General features: G+C 68.0%; 22 protein-coding genes. 9 read left to right on the top strand and 13 right to left on the bottom strand.

Going from position 1 to position 19,714, the window contains the following annotated elements:
- Positions 1–2: 2 nt before the first annotated feature.
- The 5 genes from ACFOPI_RS02000 to mnmG all read right to left on the bottom strand — a co-directional run bounded on the left by ACFOPI_RS02000 (position 3) and on the right by mnmG (position 4,986).
- Positions 3–773 carry a ParA family protein gene (locus tag ACFOPI_RS02000; protein WP_382170219.1) on the bottom strand — a complete coding sequence of 257 codons (771 nt, stop codon included), beginning with the start codon at positions 771–773 and terminating at the stop codon, positions 3–5.
- Positions 773–1,387, bottom strand: a complete 615-nt coding sequence (locus ACFOPI_RS01995; protein WP_382170217.1) for an NADPH-dependent FMN reductase — start codon at positions 1,385–1,387, stop codon at positions 773–775. Before ACFOPI_RS01995 ends, ACFOPI_RS02000 begins: the two co-directional genes overlap by 1 nt.
- Before the next feature lie 8 nt (positions 1,388–1,395).
- Positions 1,396–2,010: a LysE family transporter gene (locus tag ACFOPI_RS01990; RefSeq protein WP_382170215.1), complete on the bottom strand. Its 615-nt coding sequence runs from the start codon at positions 2,008–2,010 to the stop codon at positions 1,396–1,398.
- Positions 2,011–2,311: 301 nt separating this feature from the next.
- Complete coding sequence (gene rsmG, locus ACFOPI_RS01985; RefSeq protein ID WP_382170213.1) at positions 2,312–2,992, bottom strand: 16S rRNA (guanine(527)-N(7))-methyltransferase RsmG; 681 nt, start codon at positions 2,990–2,992, stop codon at positions 2,312–2,314.
- The gene (mnmG, locus tag ACFOPI_RS01980) at positions 2,989–4,986 is read right to left on the bottom strand and encodes a tRNA uridine-5-carboxymethylaminomethyl(34) synthesis enzyme MnmG (RefSeq protein WP_382170212.1); all 1,998 of its coding nucleotides are present in this window, start codon (positions 4,984–4,986) and stop codon (positions 2,989–2,991) included. The genes rsmG and mnmG overlap by 4 nt, the downstream gene beginning before the upstream one ends.
- A 137-nt stretch (positions 4,987–5,123) precedes the next feature.
- Here mnmG and ACFOPI_RS01975 point away from each other — a divergent pair, with 137 nt between their 5' ends.
- From ACFOPI_RS01975 to ACFOPI_RS01960, 4 genes are read left to right on the top strand one after another with little or no spacing between them, the layout of a single operon-like run.
- Complete coding sequence (locus ACFOPI_RS01975; RefSeq protein WP_382170210.1) at positions 5,124–5,393, top strand: TfoX/Sxy family protein; 270 nt, start codon at positions 5,124–5,126, stop codon at positions 5,391–5,393.
- Entirely contained in the window at positions 5,390–5,968 is a 579-nt protein-coding gene (locus ACFOPI_RS01970) for a Crp/Fnr family transcriptional regulator (protein ID WP_382170208.1), read from the top strand. The genes ACFOPI_RS01975 and ACFOPI_RS01970 overlap by 4 nt, the downstream gene beginning before the upstream one ends.
- A gap of 55 nt (positions 5,969–6,023) precedes the next feature.
- On the top strand, positions 6,024–6,551 hold the full coding sequence (locus ACFOPI_RS01965) for an anthrone oxygenase family protein (RefSeq protein WP_382170206.1): 528 nt from the start codon (positions 6,024–6,026) through the stop codon (positions 6,549–6,551).
- 60 nt (positions 6,552–6,611) lie between these two features.
- On the top strand, positions 6,612–7,202 hold the full coding sequence (locus ACFOPI_RS01960; RefSeq protein WP_382170204.1) for an NADPH-dependent FMN reductase: 591 nt from the start codon (positions 6,612–6,614) through the stop codon (positions 7,200–7,202).
- 22 nt (positions 7,203–7,224) lie between these two features.
- Here the strand turns inward: ACFOPI_RS01960 and ACFOPI_RS01955 are convergent, their stop codons facing one another.
- Both ACFOPI_RS01955 and mprF read right to left on the bottom strand, forming a co-directional pair.
- Positions 7,225–8,610: a virulence factor family protein gene (locus tag ACFOPI_RS01955; RefSeq protein ID WP_382170202.1), complete on the bottom strand. Its 1,386-nt coding sequence runs from the start codon at positions 8,608–8,610 to the stop codon at positions 7,225–7,227.
- Positions 8,607–11,168, bottom strand: a complete 2,562-nt coding sequence (mprF, locus tag ACFOPI_RS01950; RefSeq protein ID WP_382170200.1) for a bifunctional lysylphosphatidylglycerol flippase/synthetase MprF — start codon at positions 11,166–11,168, stop codon at positions 8,607–8,609. The genes ACFOPI_RS01955 and mprF overlap by 4 nt, the downstream gene beginning before the upstream one ends.
- Before the next feature lie 81 nt (positions 11,169–11,249).
- On the opposite strand from mprF, the gene ACFOPI_RS01945 reads away from it, so the two are divergent.
- Positions 11,250–11,534, top strand: coding sequence for a YkgJ family cysteine cluster protein (locus ACFOPI_RS01945; protein WP_382170198.1), 285 nt, complete (start codon positions 11,250–11,252; stop codon positions 11,532–11,534).
- Here the strand turns inward: ACFOPI_RS01945 and ACFOPI_RS01940 are convergent.
- The 4 genes from ACFOPI_RS01940 to ACFOPI_RS01925 form a co-directional block, all read right to left on the bottom strand.
- The gene (locus tag ACFOPI_RS01940; protein WP_382170196.1) at positions 11,509–12,426 is read right to left on the bottom strand and encodes an alpha/beta hydrolase; all 918 of its coding nucleotides are present in this window, start codon (positions 12,424–12,426) and stop codon (positions 11,509–11,511) included. The genes ACFOPI_RS01945 and ACFOPI_RS01940 overlap by 26 nt on opposite strands.
- A 76-nt stretch (positions 12,427–12,502) precedes the next feature.
- Positions 12,503–13,075 (bottom strand): YceI family protein, encoded by a 573-nt coding sequence (locus ACFOPI_RS01935; RefSeq protein ID WP_066262742.1) that lies wholly within the window; start codon positions 13,073–13,075, stop codon positions 12,503–12,505.
- A gap of 41 nt (positions 13,076–13,116) precedes the next feature.
- Entirely contained in the window at positions 13,117–13,680 is a 564-nt protein-coding gene (locus ACFOPI_RS01930) for a YceI family protein (RefSeq protein WP_382170194.1), read from the bottom strand.
- 19 nt (positions 13,681–13,699) lie between these two features.
- Complete coding sequence (locus ACFOPI_RS01925) at positions 13,700–14,254, bottom strand: cytochrome b (protein WP_382170192.1); 555 nt, start codon at positions 14,252–14,254, stop codon at positions 13,700–13,702.
- Between the two features lie 136 nt (positions 14,255–14,390).
- Between ACFOPI_RS01925 and ACFOPI_RS01920 the strand changes: the two genes are divergently transcribed.
- The gene (locus ACFOPI_RS01920) at positions 14,391–15,044 is read left to right on the top strand and encodes a Crp/Fnr family transcriptional regulator (RefSeq protein WP_382170190.1); all 654 of its coding nucleotides are present in this window, start codon (positions 14,391–14,393) and stop codon (positions 15,042–15,044) included.
- A 40-nt stretch (positions 15,045–15,084) separates the two neighbouring features.
- Here ACFOPI_RS01920 and ACFOPI_RS01915 read toward each other — a convergent pair whose 3' ends face one another.
- Both ACFOPI_RS01915 and ACFOPI_RS01910 read right to left on the bottom strand, forming a co-directional pair.
- Complete coding sequence (locus ACFOPI_RS01915) at positions 15,085–16,623, bottom strand: hypothetical protein (protein ID WP_382170188.1); 1,539 nt, start codon at positions 16,621–16,623, stop codon at positions 15,085–15,087.
- Positions 16,624–16,664: 41 nt separating this feature from the next.
- Positions 16,665–17,771, bottom strand: coding sequence for a hypothetical protein (locus ACFOPI_RS01910; RefSeq protein ID WP_382170186.1), 1,107 nt, complete (start codon positions 17,769–17,771; stop codon positions 16,665–16,667).
- A 388-nt stretch (positions 17,772–18,159) separates the two neighbouring features.
- On the opposite strand from ACFOPI_RS01910, the gene ACFOPI_RS01905 reads away from it, so the two are divergent.
- From ACFOPI_RS01905 to ACFOPI_RS01895, 3 genes are all read left to right on the top strand, one after another.
- Positions 18,160–18,351 carry a YgaP family membrane protein gene (locus tag ACFOPI_RS01905; protein ID WP_382170184.1) on the top strand — a complete coding sequence of 64 codons (192 nt, stop codon included), beginning with the start codon at positions 18,160–18,162 and terminating at the stop codon, positions 18,349–18,351.
- Positions 18,352–18,448: 97 nt separating this feature from the next.
- Positions 18,449–19,222, top strand: coding sequence for a class II aldolase/adducin family protein (locus ACFOPI_RS01900; protein ID WP_382170182.1), 774 nt, complete (start codon positions 18,449–18,451; stop codon positions 19,220–19,222).
- A gap of 123 nt (positions 19,223–19,345) precedes the next feature.
- Positions 19,346–19,708, top strand: coding sequence for a hypothetical protein (locus tag ACFOPI_RS01895; protein WP_382170180.1), 363 nt, complete (start codon positions 19,346–19,348; stop codon positions 19,706–19,708).
- The last annotated feature ends 6 nt before the right edge of the window (positions 19,709–19,714 follow it).

The following is a 19,714-nucleotide window of genomic DNA, read 5'->3' as shown; positions in this document are numbered from 1 at the left end:
CATCACATTTTTTGGATGCGGTCCACCATCTCTTGGGCAAAGGTGATGAAGGCCTGGCTGCCGCGGGCCGACGGGTCGAAAACCACACCGGGCAGGCCGTAACTGGGCGCCTCCGCCAGGCGCACGTTGCGCGGGATGACGGTGTCAAACACCTTGTCGCCGAAGTGGGCCTTGAGCTGGTCGCTGACCTGCTGCTGCAGCGTGATGCGCGGGTCGTACATGACGCGCAGCAGGCCGATGATCTGAAGGTCGGGGTTGAGGTTGGCGTGCACCTGCTTGATGGTGTTGACCAGGTCGGTCAGGCCCTCGAGCGCAAAGTACTCGCACTGCATGGGCACGATGACGCCGTGGGCCGAACACAGGCCGTTGAGCGTGAGCATGCTCAATGACGGCGGGCAATCGATCAGCACAAAGTCATAGTCGGCATCCACGGCGGCCAGGGCGGTTTTCAGGCGCTGGTCGCGCCGCTCCAGCTCGACCAGCTCGACCTCGGCGCCGGCCAGTTCGCGGTTGGCTCCGAGCACGTGGTAGCCGCACTTTTCGGAGTGGATGGCCGCCTCGGCCACCGAGGCCGACTCCAGCAGCACGTCGTAGACCGAGAGCTCCATGCTGCGCTTGTCCACGCCTGAGCCCATGGTGGCGTTGCCCTGCGGGTCGAGGTCGACCATCAGCACGCGCTGCCCGACCTTGGCCAGGCCGGCCGCGAGGTTGACGGTGGTGGTGGTCTTGCCGACACCGCCCTTCTGGTTGGCGACACAGAAAATTTTTGCCATCAGCAGTTCTCCGCCACGGCCTGTGGCTGCGGGTGGGGTTGGCCGGGCCATGCCGGCGCCAGTTCGTCGCGCGGGGGCGTGTCGGCCAGCGCCGTCCTCAACGCGCCCCAGACGTCATCGATCAGGGTGGAAAACGGGAGGGTGTGCGCCAGTGGTGCCGCACCGAGTTCCGATGCGGTCGCGGGGATGCGAAGACAGCCGCCGTCGACCAGCCGGGCCGCCATGGTGCGCAGGGTTTCCTTCAGGGCCAGATCGGCATGTTCGGCCCGGTGAGACGGGTTGAGCACGGCGACGGGTTTGCCCGCAAACGGGGGATGACCGACCAGCCAGTCCAGGGTGTTCTTGATGGTCCCGGTCACGCCGTGCGCGTATTCGGGGCTGGCTATGATCAGGGCATCGGCCTGATCGACAGCGGCCCACAGCCGCCGGACTTCCTCGGCCGGGGAGGCTTCGTCGTCGGGGTTGAACAGCGGCAAGTCGCCGAGTCCACGGTGGATCTGGAAAGTGGCCCATGCGGGCACCCGGTACCCGAACGCCTCCAGCAGAGTGAGGCTGCGGGACTGTTGACGTAGGCTGCCGCAGAGCGCCAGCAAACGCCGTGGCGGATCTGCCATCGTCGACATCACTTGGAGACTGCCAGCTTGACGCCAAAACCGATGAGGAAGACGCCGGCGAGTTTGTTGAGCGTCTGGGTGATGCGCGGGTTGGCGCGCATGCGCTCGGCCAGGAAGTGGGTCAGCAGCACGACCGTCAGGCCGTAGAGGAAGGTCAGGAAGGCGATGGTCGCGGCCATGGCGCCGAAGGTGATCAGCCCCTGGTGGCGCGTCGGGTCGACGAAGAGCGGGAAGAAGGCCATGTAGAAGACGATGGCCTTGGGATTGAGCAGGGTGATGGTGACGGCCTGCTGGAAGAACTGGCTGGGGCGAATGTTGAGGATGGGCGCATCACCCGGCTTGGCGGTGAGCATCTTGAAACCCAGCCAGGCGAGGTAAGCGGCGCCAGCCCATTGCACGAAGCTGAAGGCCGTCGGGTAGGCGGCGAGCAGCGCGGCCACGCCCGCAACCGCCATCCACATGAGCACCTGGTCGCCCGCGATGACGCCAAAGGTGGCCGCCATCCCGCCACGGATGCCGCCTTTGCCGGTGGAGGTGATGAGCGCGAGGTTGCCCGGGCCGGGGATGGCGAGGAACAGGACGATGGCGGCGACGAAGGCGCCGTAGTCAGCGATGCCGAACATGGGGGGCTTTCTCTGGGGGTGGAGCGGTCGAGTTTACGTGAGGGGGTTTTGCTTGCGGCTGGCTTTGTGATTTGAGTTCCGCTTGTTTCGCTCAACCGTTGTTCTGAGGGGGCTGCGTCGCGTGGCTGGGCTCTGGTCCAGCTCGCGGTCTGGTGGGTCCGAACGCTTGCGTTGCCTCGTCAACACCGTGCGGGTTCGCCTCCTCATTGGCAACCGCGAATCGTCCCGCCGCCCATCCACACGCCACAGCCCCCTCCAGCGAAACCAGTGCGAGCGACCGGTGGTGCGCCTCGGTTGCTTCTCACAGGCCGCTGGCGATGTGCGCGGGCGCAGGCCGAAGCCACACGATGCACCGCTCAGCCTCAAGCCCCGGCACCACCAGCTGTTCCACGTGAAACACCGACACCTCTGCCGGCAGCGCAGACAGTTCGTCCGCAGGGTGCTTGCCCTTCATCGCCATCCACACCGCCCCCGGCTTGAGCGCCGAACGCGACCAGGTCGTGAAGTCCACCAGCGAGGCAAAAGCACGCGAGCAGACCACGTCGTAGCCGCCTCCCTCCTCCGCCTTCAGCGACTCCACCCGCGCATGAATGCCGCGCAGGTTCGGAAGCTTGAGCGACGCCGCCACCTGCTGGATGAAGGTCGCCTTCTTGAGCACCGTGTCCACGCAATGCACGTCAATCTGCGGGCAGGTGATGGCAATCACCACGCCCGGCAGCCCGCCACCTGAGCCCACATCCAAAAGCTTGATGGGCTGCCCGCCTGTCTGCCGCAGCAGCGGCTGGATCGCCGCCAGACTGTCCAGCAGGTGGTGCGTCAGCATCTCCTGCGGGTCGCGCACAGCCGTCAGGTTGTAGACCTTGTTCCACTTGGCGATCAGGTCCTGGTAGGCCAGCAGCTGGTCCACCTGGACATCCGACAGGTTCAGGCCGAGTTCGCGCAACCCGGCTTCGAGCGCCGGCTTCAGGTTCACCGCGCTCATGCGCCCTGCTCTTCCGTGGTACGGGCAAAGCCCTTGAACCCGCCCTTCTTCAGGTGAATCATCAGCAGCGAGATGCTGGCCGGCGTGATGCCCGAGATGCGCGAGGCCTGGCCCAGGGTTTCCGGCCGGTGCTTGGCCAGCTTCTGCCGCGCCTCGAAGGACAGCGCTGTGACCTGCGTGTAGTCCAGATCGGCCGGCAGTTTCAGGTGTTCGTATTGAGCGGCTCGCTCCACCTCGTCCTTCTGCCGGTCGATGTAGCCCGAGTACTTGGCCGCAATCTCCACCTGCTCCACCACCGCATCATGCAGCTCGCCCAATGTTTCACGTGAAACCACGGGGCGGGCATCCTGATCGTCCGGCTTGGCCACCGGCGACCAACGCCCTTCGCCCATGCCCATCAGGACCGGATACGACACACCCGGCCGGCGCAACAGATCGAACAGGTTGTATTCGCGCTCGATGGCCTTGCCCAGCACCCGCTCGGACTCGGCGGCTTCGAGGATGCGCGGGTTCACCCAGGTGGATTTCAGGCGCTCGGTTTCACGTGAAACAGCATCGCGCTTGCGGCTGAAGGCGTCCCAGCGCGCATCGTCCACCAGCCCCATGGCCCGGCCCTGCTCAGTCAGGCGCATGTCGGCGTTGTCTTCGCGCAGCTGCAGGCGGAACTCGGCCCGGCTGGTGAACATGCGGTAGGGCTCGGTGACACCCTGGGTCACCAAATCGTCGACCAACACGCCGAGGTAGGCCTCGTCGCGGCGCGGCAACCAGGCGTCCTTGCCCTGGCACCGCAGCGCAGCGTTCAGCCCTGCGAACAGACCCTGGGCCGCCGCCTCCTCGTAGCCGGTGGTACCGTTGATCTGGCCGGCGAAGAACAGGCCCTGGATCTGCTTCGTCTCGAAACTGCTCTTGAGCGAGCGCGGATCGAAGTAGTCGTATTCGATGGCGTAGCCCGGCCGCAGGATGTGGGCGTTTTCCAGCCCGGCCATGCTGCGCACCAGGTCGTACTGGATGTCGAACGGCAGGCTGGTGCTGATGCCGTTGGGGTAGACCTCGTGGGTGGTCAGGCCCTCGGGCTCCAGGAAAATCTGGTGGCTGTCCTTGTCGGCGAAGCGGTTGATCTTGTCTTCCACACTCGGGCAGTAGCGCGGGCCCACCCCCTCGATCTTGCCGGTGAACATGGGGCTGCGGTCGAAGCCGCTGCGGATGATGTCGTGCGTGCGCTGGTTGGTGTGCGTGATCCAGCAGGGAATCTGCTTCGGATGCATCGCCGTGTTGCCCATGAAACTGAACACCGGCACCGGCAGGTCCGGGTTCATGCCACCGGGCACACCGTCGCCGGGCTGCTCGGTGCACTTCGACCAGTCGATGGTCCGGCCATCGATGCGCGGCGGCGTGCCGGTCTTCAGGCGACCCTGCGGCAGCTTCAGCTCCTTCAGGCGCGCCGACAGGCTGACGGCGGGCGGGTCACCCGCGCGGCCAGCCGCGTAGTTGTTCAGGCCGACGTGGATCTTGCCGTCCAGGAAGGTGCCCGCCGTCAGCACCACCGTGCGGCTGCGGAAGCGAATGCCGACCTGCGTGACGGCGCCCACCACCCGGTCGCCCTCGACCATCAGGTCGTCCACCGCCTGCTGGAACAGCCAGAGGTTGGGCTGGTTCTCCAGCGTGCGGCGGATCGCGGCCTTGTAGAGGATGCGGTCGGCCTGGGCGCGGGTGGCGCGCACGGCAGGCCCCTTGCTGCTGTTGAGGATGCGGAACTGGATGCCGCCCTCGTCCGTGGCCAGCGCCATCACCCCGCCCAGCGCGTCCACCTCTTTCACTAGGTGGCCCTTGCCGATGCCGCCGATGCTGGGGTTGCAGCTCATCTGGCCCAGCGTCTCGATGTTGTGGGTGAGCAGCAGCGTGGCGCAGCCCATGCGCGCCGCGGCCAGCGCGGCCTCGGTGCCGGCATGACCACCGCCGACGACGATGACGTCAAATTCCTGTGGGTACAACATATATATAGAGCGCCTGAGGGCCGTGACCATCCCGGCCGGCCGGTGACAACGCATGTTTCACGTGAAACAGTGGCGGCGAGCCTGCCCCGGCTCGCGAAAGTCCGCTATTGTCCCATCAAGCCCCTTCGGCCGCAGCCATGCCCCCATCCCACGACCTCCCCGGCCTCGGCCCCAAATCCCTCGCCATGCTGGCCGCCGCCGGCATCCACGGCCGCGCCGACCTGGAACGGATCGGCTCGGTGCAGGCCTACCTGCGGGTCAAAGCGGCCGGGCAGAACGCCAGCCTCAACTTGCTCTGGGCGCTGGAAGGTGCGCTGACCGGCGAGGACTGGCGGGTGGTGGCGCGCGAGGAGCGCACCCGCCTGCTGCTGGCACTGGACGCAGCCCAGGACGCCACACGCCGATGAACACCGCCTTGCTGAACCACCTGCACGCCGCACTCGGCCCCCTGCCCCCGGCGACAGACGACCTGTTCCGACAGGTGCGCCCGACCGACCTCTCCAGAGGCGAAGCCCTGCTGCGCGAGGGCGATCGCTGGCAGCACTTGTGGTGGCTGGAGCGCGGGGCGTTGCGCCTGTACTACCTCGACCGCGTCGGCCAGGCCGCCAACAAGAACTTCTATCTCGACGGCGCCATGGTCTGGCCGATCACGCCGATGCTGCGCGAGCAGCCGGTTCACTTCTGGGTCGAGGCGCTGGAACCCTGCCGCGTCTGGGCCCTGCCCTGGGACGGCTGGGCCACCGCCGTGTCCGGCTTCGCACCCTGGCAGGCGCTGGAACACCGCGTGCTCGCCGCCCTGCTGCAGGACAAGATGGCGCGCGAACACGCCTTCCTGCAGCTGACAGCCACCGAGCGTTACCTCGCCCTGCAGGCGCAGCGCCCCGACTGGCTGACTCGCATCCCGCTGCGACAGCTCGCGTCCTGGCTGGGCATCACCGATGTCGCCCTGTCGCGCATCCGCAGAAGACTGAACCCAGGTTAAGGCGCAGCCGACCACGCGCCGCCAAAGTGTGGGCATCTCGACACCGGAGCCCGCCATGCCTTCACACCTCACCGACCGTCTCTCGCTGGGTGCCCAGCTGCTGACCATACTGCTGCTGGGCCTGATGGCTGGCTTCTTCGCCACCTACAGCGCCAACGTCAACCTCGCCACGCTCGAACTTGATGGCCCGACCTACGCCCAGGTGCAGTCGGCCTTCAACCGCAACGTGCGGCACGCTGGCTTCTTCGTCTGCTTTTTCGGGCCTCTGCCGCTGGGCCTGATCGCGCTCGCCTCGGCCTGGACGGAGCGGCGTGCGGCCTGGTGGCGGCTGCTGGCGTTGACCGTGCTCGCCTACGCGCTGGGCATCGTGCTGTTCACGCGTGAGGTCAACCTGCCCCTGAATCGCCTCACCGAATCATGGACCCCGACCACCCTGCCGCCGGACTGGGCCGGTGTGCGGGAAGCCTGGAACCGGGCCAACCTCTGGCGCAGCGGCCTGAGCCTGACGCTGTTCGCCACCGGGCTGTTCGCCCTCGTGATACGCCTGCAGCGCCCAGCCACGCCCGAACGGTCGCCGCCCTGACCGGCGGGCCTGAAACCCCACGCAGGAATCCTGCGCCGGCCCGCTGACACAATCCCGCCCATGAGCACCCCTACCCCCCTCCTCGTCTTCGCGGGCAGCACGCGCGCCCAGTCCTTCAACCGCAAACTGGCCAAGGTTGCGGCCGACATCGGCCGGGAGGCCGGTGCCGCCGTGACCCACATCGAGCTGGCCGACTTCGATGTACCGCTGTACAACGCCGACCTCGAAGCCAAAGGCACGCCGCGCGACGTGGTGCGGCTGAAAGAGCTCTTCTTCTCCCACCCGGCCTGGGTCGTGGTTTCGCCCGAATACAACGGCAGCTACACCGGCCTGATGAAGAACACCATCGACTGGGTCTCCAGCCCCATCAAAGGCGACCCGAACTGGTCCAGCGGCACCAAGCCGTTCGCCGGCAAGGTGGTGGGCATGCTCTCGGCCTCGCCCGGCGCGCTCGGCGGCCTGCGCAGCCTCTCGCACCTGGCGCCGCTGCTGATGAACCTGCAGTGCTGGGTGTCGCCCAAGCAGTTCGCCCTGTCCAAGGCCGGCGAGGCCTTCACGCCCGAGGGCCAGCTGGTGGCCGAGGCCGCGCGCGAGAACGTGCGCGGCGTGGTGGAACAGGTGCTCTGGGCCGCGCGGCGCTTCGGCGTCTGATCGCGCCCCACCGCCGGTTCCTTCAGCGGCTGCGCTGCAGGATCTGCTCGGCGAGCCCGTCGTAGTTGCCGCCGAAGTGGTGGTCGCCCTTGAGCGGCACCATGGTCATCTGCTCGGGCGGCAGCTTCGGGCAGATGGTGTCGCGGTCGTCGGTGCCGTAGATGCAGGTGGCGCTGGCCGGTGTGAAGCCGGCCAGCTCGGGCACCACTGGCGTGCCCTTGGCGTCACGCGACACCCAGTTCGTGATCTTGAACTCGAAGGACGCGCGCTCGCCCGGCCCGAGCAGCACGGTCTGCACCACCATGGCCTTCACGGCCGCGGGCAGGCGGTTGACGGCAAAGGGCAGCACGTCGGCGCCCTGCGAGTAGCCGATCAGCACCACCCGCTGGCGCTTCCACTGCTGGGTGTAGGCGCGGATGGTGCGCGAGAGGTCGTCGGCAAAACCTTGCGGCGTGCGCGCCGTCCAGAAATAGCGCAGCGAGTCCCAGCCGACCACCGGCACACCCCTAGCGGCCATCACCGCGGCCACCCGCTTGTCCAGCCCGGCCCAGCCGCCATCGCCCGAGACGAGCACCGCCAGCGTGTCCGAGGCCACGCTGGACGGCACCTCCACCAGCGGCAGGTCGCCCACCTCGGCGCCGGCTTCGGCGCTGAGCCGGCTGGTCGACACCTCGGTCGCCATGCGCCGGTACGACACCTCGTAGGCCGACAGACCCGCCGCCGTGCCCAGCAGGTCGTCCCCCACGCCTGGCACGCTCACCCAGTGGCTGCTCGGCACCTTGGCCACGAAGGCCTGCGTCGCCGCCACCGGGCAGCTGCGGTCCTGCGCGCCCTGCAGCGCGAGCCAGGGGGTCCGCATGGCCGTGTCTGGCAGCAGAGTGAGGGCTAACTTTTCTTTGTTGATCCGGAACACCGAGCCCTCGCCCTTGCACAGCGGCTTGCTCAGCGGCAGGCTCGGGCAGAAGCCGATGGACACCGCACCAGAGAAGGTGCCCTCCGGCGCCTGCGCCGCCATGGCGTAGGCCAGCGCGCCGCCGGAGCCCACGCCCACGGCCAGCGGCGGGAAATAGGCCGGCAGCCGGGCATAGCCCTGCAGGAAGCGCGAGAGGTTTTCCACGTCGCCCTCGGGCACCACGCAGGTCCCGCCGTCCTGGTTGAAGTTGGCCAGCAGCGAGGGCGTGTCGATGGCCGCCACCACCGCCCCGGTGTCCAGCAACACCTGGGCCGCCGCCCCGGGGCCGCCCGCACCCCAGCCGTTGGCGCCCGAGAACAGCAGGGCCACGGTCTTGACCTCGCCCTTGGGGCGGTAGAGCCGCACGTCCTTGAAGCGGCCGTGCGAGACGGTTTCCTGGGCAGCTGCGGGCACGAGGGCCGCGCCGAGCATGAGCGAGAGAAGCAGGGTTTTCATTTGGTGATCACGCGCCGCCAGCCGCCCGCGATCAGCGCGGCGGTGTCCGACAGCACCAGCAAGGGAGACAGACCGCCCGGCGCCGCCAGGTAGCGGGGTTCCCAGACGGGGTCGAATTTTTCCTTGAACGAGCGCAGGCCCTGGAAGTTGTAGAAGTTCTCGCCGTGGTTGAACAGCAGCCGTCCCAGGCGCTGCCAGCGCGGCGCCAGCCGGTGGCTGGCCATGCCCGAGAGCGGCACCATGCCCAGGTTGAATCGCGCCACGCCCTGCTCGCGCAGGTGCAGGATGATCTGCGTGAACAGGAAGTCCATGGTGGTCTTGGGGGCGTCGCCGCGCTGGCGCATCAGGTCCACCGCGGCCTCGGCGGGCTGGTCGGTGACCAGCATGGTGGCGAAGGCGACGATGCGTCCTTCGTGCCGCACCAGCGCCACCGGCTGGCGCATCACGTACTCACGGCTGAAGGCGCCGAGCGAGAACGCCTTTTCCGCCGTGTCCTGGCGGCCCAGCCAGTCGTCCGACACCGCCTGCAGCGCCTCGAACACCGGCTCGGACGTGCCTGCGGGCAGCCACTCGAAGCTCAGCCCGTCGCGCTGGGCCCGCGCCACACCGTGGCGCAGGTTGGCTCGGCGCTTGCCTTCCAGGCTGAAGCCGGCCAGCTCCACCGCCGCGCACTCGCCCAGCTTGTAGACCCGCAGGCCGGCGTCAAGGTACACCGGCAAGGCCTGTGGCCGCACCTGGTAGAACGCCGCGCGCCCGCCGGACTCGCCCGCCAGCTCGACGAAGCGCCACACCAGCTCCGGCCACTCCTCGCGCGGCCCCACCGGGTCGTACAGCGCCACCCAGGAACGGCCCTTGCGCGCAAACATCAGGAACGCACGGCCAGACTCCGAGAACATCAGGCACTTGTCGCCCATCAGCGCCAGGCCCGCACCGGCACTCTCCTGCGCCATCACCACCGCCTGCGCCCGGGCCAGCTGCGCCGCGTCGGGCCGCGGCAGCGCCGGCGGCGCGCGGTGCAGCAGATGCGCCAGCGCCACGCACAGCGTCAGCAAGGCCACGGCCACCATGGCGCGCAGCGAGCGCGGCGCGTGGCCATCGAACTCGAAACGCCACCAGACCCGGTCCACATAGGCGGTGTCCTGGTAGACGAACACCAGCAGCGCCGCCACCGCCGCCACCACGGCCAGCACCGCCGCCAGCCAGCCGCGCGAGAAGGCCAGCGACAGCAGGGCCGCGCGCCGGTTGAAGTGCCGGTGCGACAAAGCCAGCGACAGCGCCAGCAGACCCAGCAGCACCGCCTCGGACACCGCGATGCCCTTGGGCAGGCACAGCACCAGGCTGGCCAGCGCCAGCACCAGCCCGGCCCACCAGGCCACGTCCAGCCGCAGCAGCATGCCGCGCGCCACGAACAACAGCGCCAGCCCGATCACGCTGGCAAGGAAGTGCGCCGCCTCCACCGCGGGCAGCGGCATGAACTGGCGCAGGTGCGCGGTGGCGTCTTCGGTCGCGGGCGTGGCGCCCGAGACCAGCAGCACCACCCCGCTGACAAAGGTGAAGGCCGAGAGCAGCAGGGGCGCGAGCGCCGACGCGGCCCGCACCAGCGGCGTCGACACCCTGCGCCGCCACGACGAGCCCACCAGCAGCAGCAGCGCCAGGGCCAGGGGCAACAGGTGGTAGATCACCCGGTACAGCACCAGCGCACCCACCAGCCGGTCCGCCGGCACCTGCTGGCCCAGCGCCAGCAGCAGCACCGCTTCGAACACCCCGAGGCCGCCGGGCACATGGCTGATCACGCCCACGGCGATGGCCAGCGAATAGAAACCCACGAAGGCCGGAAAACCAACCGCACCGGCCGGCAGCAGCACCCACAGCACCGCCGCAGCCGCCACCACGTCCAGCGCGGAAATCAGCAGTTGCTGGCCGGCCAGCGAGGCGCTGGGCAGGTAAAAGGTCCAGCCCGCCACCGACCATCGGCCGCCGCGACGGCAGGCGCCCAGCGCCGCCGCCGTCACCACCAGCGCCGCCACACCGGCGGCGCGCAGCAGCTCCGGCGGCGCGCGCAGCAGCGAGGCCACCGACTCGGCGCCCCAGACCAGCGCCGCCGCACCGACCACCGCGACGCCGACCGTGAAGCCCAGCGCGTTGAAGGCGATGGCACGCGAAATCTGCCCGGCCTCCAGCCCCGCCGCGCCGTACAGCCGCAGCCGCACCGCGCCCCCGGTGAACACGCCCAGCCCCACCGTGTTGGACAGCGCATAGGCGATGAACGAGGTCTGCGCCACCACGCGGTAGGGCAATCGCGCACCCGCGTACTGCAGGGCCGAGCGGTCGTAGAGGGTGAGCGCCAGGAAGCTCAGGGCCGTGGCCGCCACCGCGGCCACCAGGTCCCAGGCCGGGGTGTCCTTGGCGGCGGCCATCACCGCGCCGTAGCTGAAGCCGCTGAGCACCCGCAGCACCGCCTCGGCCACCAGCCCGAGCAGCAGCAAGCCCACGCCCAGACGAAGCCAGAAACGCCAGCGCGTCAGACGCGCGGTCAGCAGCTCAGGCGCTGACAGCAACCATTTCGAAAAGAACCGTTGGGACGACATGCAGACCTTGAAACCGGGGACCCCCGCCGCCCGAAAGGCGACAATGGTGCCATGGCTTTGAGCTCCCCGCCGCCCTGCCGCGCCGCTTGTGCGGCGTGTTGCATCGCCCCCTCGATCAGCAGCCCGATGCCGGGCCTGCCGGACGGCAAACCCGCGGGCGTGCCCTGCCCCCACCTCGACGAGGCCCTGCGCTGCCGCCTGTTCGGCCGGCCCGAGCGGCCGGCGGTCTGTGGCTCACTGCAGCCCGGCGCCGAGATGTGCGGCGACACCCGCGAACACGCGCTGCATTTTCTGCAGCGGCTGGAGCAGGCTACGCAGCCGCTTCCGCGCGGATGAAGTCGGCCACCTGGGCACCCGCCGGCGCCGCCAGCGCGTCGGGCAGCAGGTGCCCCATGTCCAGCACAGTCAGTCGGGCGCCGGGAATCAGCCGGGCCAGCGCCTGACCGTGCGCCAACGGCAGGCAGGGGTCCTGGGCGCCGTGCAGCACCAGGGTGGGCACCCGCAGCTGCGGCAGCCAGCCGGTGCGCGGCGCCGCGCGGTCCACCGCCAAGGCGTGCTGCATCGCCGCCAACGGCTGGTGCCCTGCCGCCATCGCGGCGCGCGCCTGCTCGCGCACGGTGGCGGCCGGAAACGGGTGCGAGCCGCCGTGAAACACCGACCAGCCCTGCACCGCCACCTCGTCCGCCGGCAGGCCACGGGCGCGCACCGAGGTGTCCAGCAAGGCCTGCAGGAATCCCGGCGCCGGCCCGGGCAGCCCGTCGGTAGGCACCAGCCGGCCCAGTGTGGCCGCCATGTAGGGCCGGTGGTCGGGCGAGCTGCCCAACAGCACCAGGCGGCTCACGCGCTGCGGGTGCTCGTGCGCCAGGTGCTGCGCGATGTAGCCGCCCATGGACCAGCCCACCACCGCCGCCCGCGCCAGACCCCAGGCATCAAGCACACGCAGCGCATCGGCCACCAGGGCGTCCAGCGCATACGGCGGCGCATGCAGGGGATGGACGAAGGACCGGCCGGTGTCGCGGTGGTCGTAGCGCAGCACCCGGCACCCGGCCTGCACCAGCGCGGCCACAAAGCCCGGCGCCCAGAAATGCGCCGGGTTCATCGCCCCCATCACCAGCAGCACCGGCGGCCCGTCGGCCGGCCCGCAGGCCTCGCTGAACAGATCGCCCAGCCCGGGCACCGGCACGCTGCGTGCGTCCCAGTGAATGGTGTTCGTGGTCCCGGTGTTCATCGCCCGTTTGTACCGCAGCCCGCAAAACAAAAGGCCCGCAGCAGCGGGCCTTTGTTCAGGAACGGTGGCGCAGGGATTACTGCTTCACGGCCTCGACCTGCAGCACCAGGCGCACGTTCTTCGGGAAGCCCCAGTCGATGCCGTAGTTCACGCCGAAGGCGGTGCGGTCGATGGTGGCTTCGAAGTCGCCGCCGCAGACTTCGCGCTTGAGCATGGGGCTGTCGTAGCAGTTGAACTGCGTGGCCTTGAGCGTGACGGGCTGGGTCTTGCCGGCGATGGTCAGGTTACCTTCCACGGCCGAGACCTTGTCGCCGCTGAAGACGAACTTGCTGGAGACGAACTGGGCCTTGGGAAACTTCTCGGCGTTCAGGATCTCGGCGCTGGCCAGGTGCTTGTCGAACATGGCGGTGCCGGAGTTCACCGAGGCGATGTCGATGCTGATGTCCACGCTGCCGGTCTTGGCGGCCTTGTCGAAGCTGACCTTGCCTTCCTTCTTGTCGAAGCGGGCGCGGTTGGTCGTGGTGCCGAAGTGGCCGATCTCGAAGGTGGCGAAGGTGTGGGTCGGGTCGATCGCGTAATCGGCGGCCTGGGCGATGCCGGCGGTCGAGAGCACGGCCGCGGCGGCCAGCAGGGAGAGGGACTTGCGCATGGTTGAACTCCTGGATTGAGGTTGGAAAGGGAAACGCGAAATCAGAGCTTGGGTACGCCGGTCAGGGCGATCTTGAACTTCACCTGCACCTCGTCGGCGACCATCGAGGTGTCGGCCCACTCCTTCTCGCCGATGCGGAAGGTCAGGCGCTTGATCGGGAAGGCGCCACTGGCCACGGTGGTGGCGCCGTTCTGCGCCAGCGTGACCGGCACGACCACGTCGCTGCTCACGCCCTTGATGCTCAGCTTGCCGGCGACCTCGTACTTCGTGGCGTCGATGCGCTTGATGGCGCTGGACTGGAAGGTGGCCTTGGGGAACTGGGCCACGTTGAACCAGGTGGCCTTGGGCAGTTCGGCGTTGGCCTCGCGGCTGATGTCGGCGCTGCCGGTATCCACAGTGAAGGCGATGCTGCTGGTGGCCAGCTTGGCCGGATCGAACGCCACCTGGGCGCTGAAGCTCTTGAACTTGCCGTCCACCGGCACGCCCATCTGGCGGCTGGTGAACGCCACCTCGCTCTGGGTGGGCACGATGGCCTGCTGCGCCTGGGCGGCCAGCGGCGAGAAGCTTGCGGCGACCAGCGCCAGGGAAAGAAGACGGGTGTTCATGAGAAGGTTCCTTGAAAGGTCAGCGGCCCAGGCCCATGCGCTGCATGAGGCCGTCGCGGTCGATGAAATGGTGTTTGAGCGCCCCGGCCACGTGCAGCAGCACCAGGCCCGCCATGGACAGAGCCGCAATCTCGTGGGCTTCCTTGAGCACGTCGGCCAGGCCCTCGCTCACCGGCACGAAGTCGGGCAGCGGCAGCACGCCGAATAGCACCACCGGGAAACCGGCGGCCGAACTGAAGGCCCAACCCGACAGCGGCACGGCGAAGAACAGCACATACAGAGCGATGTGGGTGGCGTGGTGAGCCAGCTTCTGCCAGCCGGGCATGGCCGCTTCGATGGCCGTGGGCAGCGGCGGCGGCGTTTTCAGGAGGCGAGTCAGCAGGCGGACCACCGAGAAGGCAAGCACCAGCACGCCCGCCCACTTGTGCCAGCTGTAGTACTGCAGGCGGGCGGGAGAGAACGGCAGATCGGCCATGTAAATGCCCAGCGCGAAGTTGCCCACGATGAGCAGGGCCAGCACCCAGTGCAGGGTCCGGGCGAGCGGGTGATAGGGGGTGACGGAGGTGGTAACCATGGCGGCAGTGTAGGGATGGGCCGCGCCGCTCAGGTCAAAAGCGCTTGAAGCCTGAATTCAAAAAAATTGAACGAACTTTGGCTGCGCGTTCGCATCTTCACCCCCTGGACAAGTCCCCGCCCCTACAATGCGCCGCATGTCTGAGACGACCCCGCCCGACCTGCTGACGCTGTACCCGGCGCTGGCGGGGCTGCCGGCGGTCGTGGCCAGACTCTCTCCGATGACCGTGCCCGCCGGCACCCGGCTGTTCCGCGAGAACGACCCCTGCCAAGGCTTTCCGCTGGTGCTGTCCGGCGAGGTGAAAGTCTCGCGCAGCGCGGCCAACGGGCGCGAGCTGGAGCTCTACCGCGTCGCGCCCGGCGAGATGTGCCTGGTGTCCTCGGCTGGCCTGTTCGCCCACCAGCCGCTGACCGCGCGCGGCGTCGCCACCAGCGAAACCACGCTGTGCCTGCTGCCGCCGCCGGACTTCCAGGCCGCGCTGGCCGACACCGGCTTCCGCGAATACGTGCTGGGCCTGTTCGCGGCGCGCATGGCCGACCTCACAGGCCTGATAGAGGCCATCGCCTTCCAGCGCCTGGACAGCCGCCTGGCCGCCGCCCTGCTTGGCCACGGCCAGACGCTCAAGACCACCCACCAGGCCCTGGCCGACGAGCTGGGCACGGTGCGCGAGATCGTCACGCGCCTGCTGCACCGCTTCGAGCGCGACGGCCTGGTCGAGCTCTCGCGCGAAAGCATCGCGATCAAGGACAGCGCCGGCCTGCGCGCGCTGGCCGCCGGCCAGGGCGGCTGAGCACCTGCTCCGCTCGTGCGCGGTGCAGCGCCGGATTCCTTCAAACGCGGGCAGGGCTTGATACCGCGGCGTTGGGCATGGCCACCTGCAACGCCGGCTGGGGTGCTTGCTCCGGCGACCTGGCCTCCACCTGGCTCGCCACTTCCAAGGCCTGCACGTCGGCCCAGTGCCCCTGTTCGCTCCGTCCCAACGCGGGCCCGACGGCGAACTCCCGCAGCGGCGGGTGGGCCTGACGCAAGGCAATCGTGCCGCCATCCTTGCTGAGGTAGTAGCCCTGGGCGTCGCCCTGCCCAGCAAACCGGGTTTGTTCCTTGACGGCAGCAGCGGCCAGGATGTTGATTTGCTGTTCGCTCATGCCCAGCTGGGCCAGCCTGGGGCCAAGCTGGTCTTTGAACTGCTGGGCCTGGGAAGCTTGCCGAGACGTGGGATGGGCGGCGCCGGCGGGGTGCTCATCGGATGCGGCTGCGCCGGGCTTGGGCGCCGCTGGCGACGTGCCGGCGCGTTCGCCACTGTGCCAGGCGCGGTCTTCTGCCGTCGGCTTCTGAGGGAACCTGGCGTTTTGGCCTTGTTCGACGTTCGGCTTGATGGCGCGGGTGTGCTCGCTTTCTTGCAGCGGCGGTGTCTCGGGCGCCCGGATGGAAGGCAGCTTGACGGGATCGCCATGGGGTTTGCCATTGACATGGTTCTGCCGTGACACTTCGTAGTCGGCATACCCATATCTTTTGCCTTGCTCATCCGTGACCGGGTGGCCTTGGTAAGTGGTTTCCGACTCAATCTGATCACCGCTATAAACGGTGCGAACCAGCTTGAGGCCTTCTTGGTCGTACCACACCCTCACGCGCTTTCCGTCAATGTGGCCCTCTGAAACAAACACATTGGGATTTTTGGTGTCGCGCGTCGGCACCAGAATCCGGCGCGAATCGTCCCGGGCGGTTTCGGGGTAGGCATGGTCTCTTGGGGCGGGCTTGAGGGGGTCGATGTGGCCCGGACGCAGGTGGGTGTTGAACAGCATCGCCACTTGGGCGTTGACCCCACTGGTCGACAGCGCCTCCATGCCTGTGCTGGTGTAGGTCGCCCCTGAATGCACCAGCCCGAACACCCGCCATTGGGCGCGTCCCGATTCGCTGGCCGACAGGCTGGGGAATCGGGGGTCGATGTCGGCCAGGTCGCGGTTCCAGTCGCGGACCACGTCCACGTGCGGGCGGTACGACGTGTCGGCTTTGGCCACGAAGGCCTTGATCGCCGCGTCGCGGTACTGGGCCTCCAGCCAGTTGGCGGGCTGATAGCGCAGCATGTTGCCCAGCATTTCCTTGTCGGCCTGCCACAGGGCCTGGTTCCGCGCGGCCCGGCTGGCCGCGTCGTCGCCGGTGTAGACCTTCTCGATGTAGGTGTAGTTGATGTCGTGGTTGCGGGTCACGTCGTCCAGGAAACCAATGGGGGGCACCTGCCAGTCCATTGCGCTGGGCGTCTCCCCCGGCCGCAATGCCCTGCCCCCGGCGTAGTTGGGGCCGGCGTACATGCCAAAACGGGGCACAAAACCGCCGGGGCCTGGGGCGGTGGGGCGAGTGGTCTCGCTCATGGTGTTTCCTCCTCCTGCTTGTTCTTCTCAGTGGCCCCGGTCTATGGCCTCAGGCTTTCCACGTTGGGCCACTGCACGGCCTGCACCTCACGGGTCTTGATGCGCACCAGCGAAAAAACCGGGGCGGTCCTTTCTCTTTTGTCTGCCCCTCGATGTTCATCAGCCCAAAGCCAGTGGTCTCGTTTCAGACCATTCACCGGTCCCCGAGGAAACGTGGCCTGCACCCCGGAGAGCGCCACGGCCCACAGGCCTGCGCGATCAATGTCGGCGTCAGACACCTGGGACGGTTTCGGCGAAAAGAACACCACGCGCGTGGGATGCGGTGGTTGCGGGTCCACCAGCCGCAGGTTGCCGGCGCCGGCCAAAATGCCCTGCGTCGGGTGCTCGGTGTACACCCGGCCAAGCCCTTCGGTCACGCCAAAAAACTCCCTATCTGCGGCGCGTCCCGTCTTCACGTCGTACTCCACGTCCACGACACCTGCGCTCACCGCCTGCAGGTCCTTGGCCCAAAAACCATCGTCCTGCGCCATGAACCGGATCACCCGCCCATCCAGCGAGTAGCGGGGCCCCGAAAGCGCGTTGATGAAATGCACCTTGGCCGTCTCGGTGTGCAGCCCTGGCACCAGGTGGCGCTCTTCATCGGTCGAAGGCCGGTAGCCAAACACCGAAATGCTGCCGATGCTGCGCCCGCTGGCCAGACGGGCCTGGTGGTGGCTGCGCCAGTAGAGGATTTCCTGGTTGTCCGGGCTGAAGTTGGGGCGGCTCACACCGTTGACGGGCAACAGCTTGACGGGGCCGTACGCGGTGTCAGCGCCCGCCGCCGCCTTTACCTCCATGGTCGCCAGCTGCCCGTAGCCGGTGTTTTCCCTGCAGTCCGGTTGCTCACAGGTGGCCACACCGAACACCAGCGTCTTGCCATCATGCGAATAGCTGGGGTACTGGTAGCTCTTGCCCTCTTCCTGCCCCGGCAACAGCCGCCAGCGCTGATCGGCCAGTCGGTATTCGACCAGCCGGCAGTAGTAGATGGCACCACGCCGGTTGCTGCACAGGTTGACCACCATCTGATCGCCGCTGGGGTGAAAGCGCGCTTGCACCGGGGTCCAGCAGATGCCTTGCGGCTGAGCGACGGCGCATTCGTCATCGCTCACCGGATTCGGTTGACTGACGGGGGCCATCGGCCCGCCGAAGTTGCCAAAACGCGGCACGGTGGGCGCGCAAGCGGACAGACCCAGGATGGCGAAGAGCAGTGAGGCGGGGAGCCGCCAGCGAACAGAAGACGAAGACAAGACAGTTTTGAACAAGGGTCACCTGGAAAAACACGGACGAATGCCCGGCATCATCTGGATATAGGAACAGCTGTCCATCCCCCATTCAAGGTAGGCCGGGTTCGGCATGGGCGCCCACCGACAGCGCGAACCCGCCATGTGACCACAGTCACAGACAGTTGGGGCTCCAACCGGTCCAATGCACCCGCATCCCCGCACGGTCGCTGGCCTGCGGTGAGCCCCCAACCCTTCCCTTCACTGGAGCACTCACATGACCAAGAACGTTGGCGGCGTTGACCGCACCCTCCGCATCGTCGTCGGCCTCGCCCTCATCGCAGCCGCTGCCACCGGCACCATCGGCGCCTGGGGCTACGTTGGCGTCGTGCCTCTGCTGACTGGCCTGATGGGCTGGTGCCCGCCCTACGCGCTGCTGGGCTTCAACACGTGTTCCATGAAAAAGTGAGCCCTGCGGCTGTCGGACCTGCGACAGCCCGCATGCCGTGTCCGCGCGACCATGTTGCGCACAGCCGCGCTCCCCGACGCGGCGCAGGAGACACGGCATGCTCAACATCACTTCGCTCAAGGACTCGGTCAGCGCCGAGGAATGGCAGCTGCGCTGCGACCTCGCCGCCTGCTACCGCCTGGTGGCCGCCTACGGCTGGTCCGACCTGGTGTTCACCCACATCAGCGCCAAGCTGCCCGACAGCATCACCGGCGGCGAACACCACTTCCTCATCAACCCCTACGGCCTGATGTTCGACGAGATCACGGCCTCCAGCCTGGTCAAGGTCGACATGCAGTGCAACAAGCTGCTGGACTCGCCCTTCCCGGTCAACCCGGCCGGCTTCGTCATCCACAGCGCGGTGCACGAGGCGCGGCCCGAGGTGCAGTGCGTGCTGCACACCCACACCCGCGCGGGCGTGGCAGTGAGTGCGCAGAAGGCGGGCATCCTGCCGATCAGCCAGCAAAGCACCTTCGTGCTGGCCTCGCTGGCGTACCACGACTACGAAGGCGTGGCCTTCCGCCCCGACGAGAAGCCGCGCCTGCAGGCCGACCTGGGCAAGGCCAACTTCCTGGTGCTGCGCAACCACGGCCTGCTGACCGTCGGCACCTCGATCCCCGACGCCTTCCTCTCGATGTACACCTTCGAGAACACCTGCCGCATCCAGATCGATGCCCAGGCTGGTGGCGGCGAACTCACCCAGGTGGACCCGCGCATCCTCGCCGGCATGGCCGAGGTGATGAAGATCGCGACCGCGGGCCAGGGCGCGATGCTCGCGTGGCCGGCGCTGCTGCGCAAACTGGACCGCAGCGTCCCGTCTTACAGGACCTGAGCCGGGCTGCGCTGCGCCAGGGCGGTGGCTATAGACAGACCGCAGGCGGTTGGTCCGGGCGGCGCCGGGGTGTGGGAACATCCCGACCTGTCGTTCACAACAACCGCTTTCAGGGAAGCCGCCATGACCACCAACACGTTCACCGAACACCCGCCTGTGCCCAAGGTGCTGCAGGAGGCGCTGAAGGACTATCCGGAGCTGATTGCCCACCTTCAGGATGCCATTTCAGACCTCGGGCTTCGTCCCGGCATGAGCAGGGAACAGCGGACCGATCAGTTCGAGATGGCGATTGGCACTCTCGAAGGTGGCCTGAGCCACTACCTGATCAAAGCCACCGCCGACCTCCAAGCGGCAGAAGCCACAGGCGATGCCGTTTTGATTGCCAAAGCGAGGGAGAAGGAGATGTTGTTGAGCGGCTGCCGTGGTCGCCGACTTCGTCAAGGCTTTGCTGAGCTGTCGGATTTCTTTCGAGTGGACCAAGACTGAGTCGAG

This window comes from Hydrogenophaga luteola (assembly GCF_042648585.1).
In the GTDB taxonomy this organism is placed as follows: domain Bacteria; phylum Pseudomonadota; class Gammaproteobacteria; order Burkholderiales; family Burkholderiaceae_C; genus Hydrogenophaga; species Hydrogenophaga luteola.
Note: the sequence above shows the minus strand (reverse complement) of the source record. Positions and strands in the feature narration are given on the sequence as shown.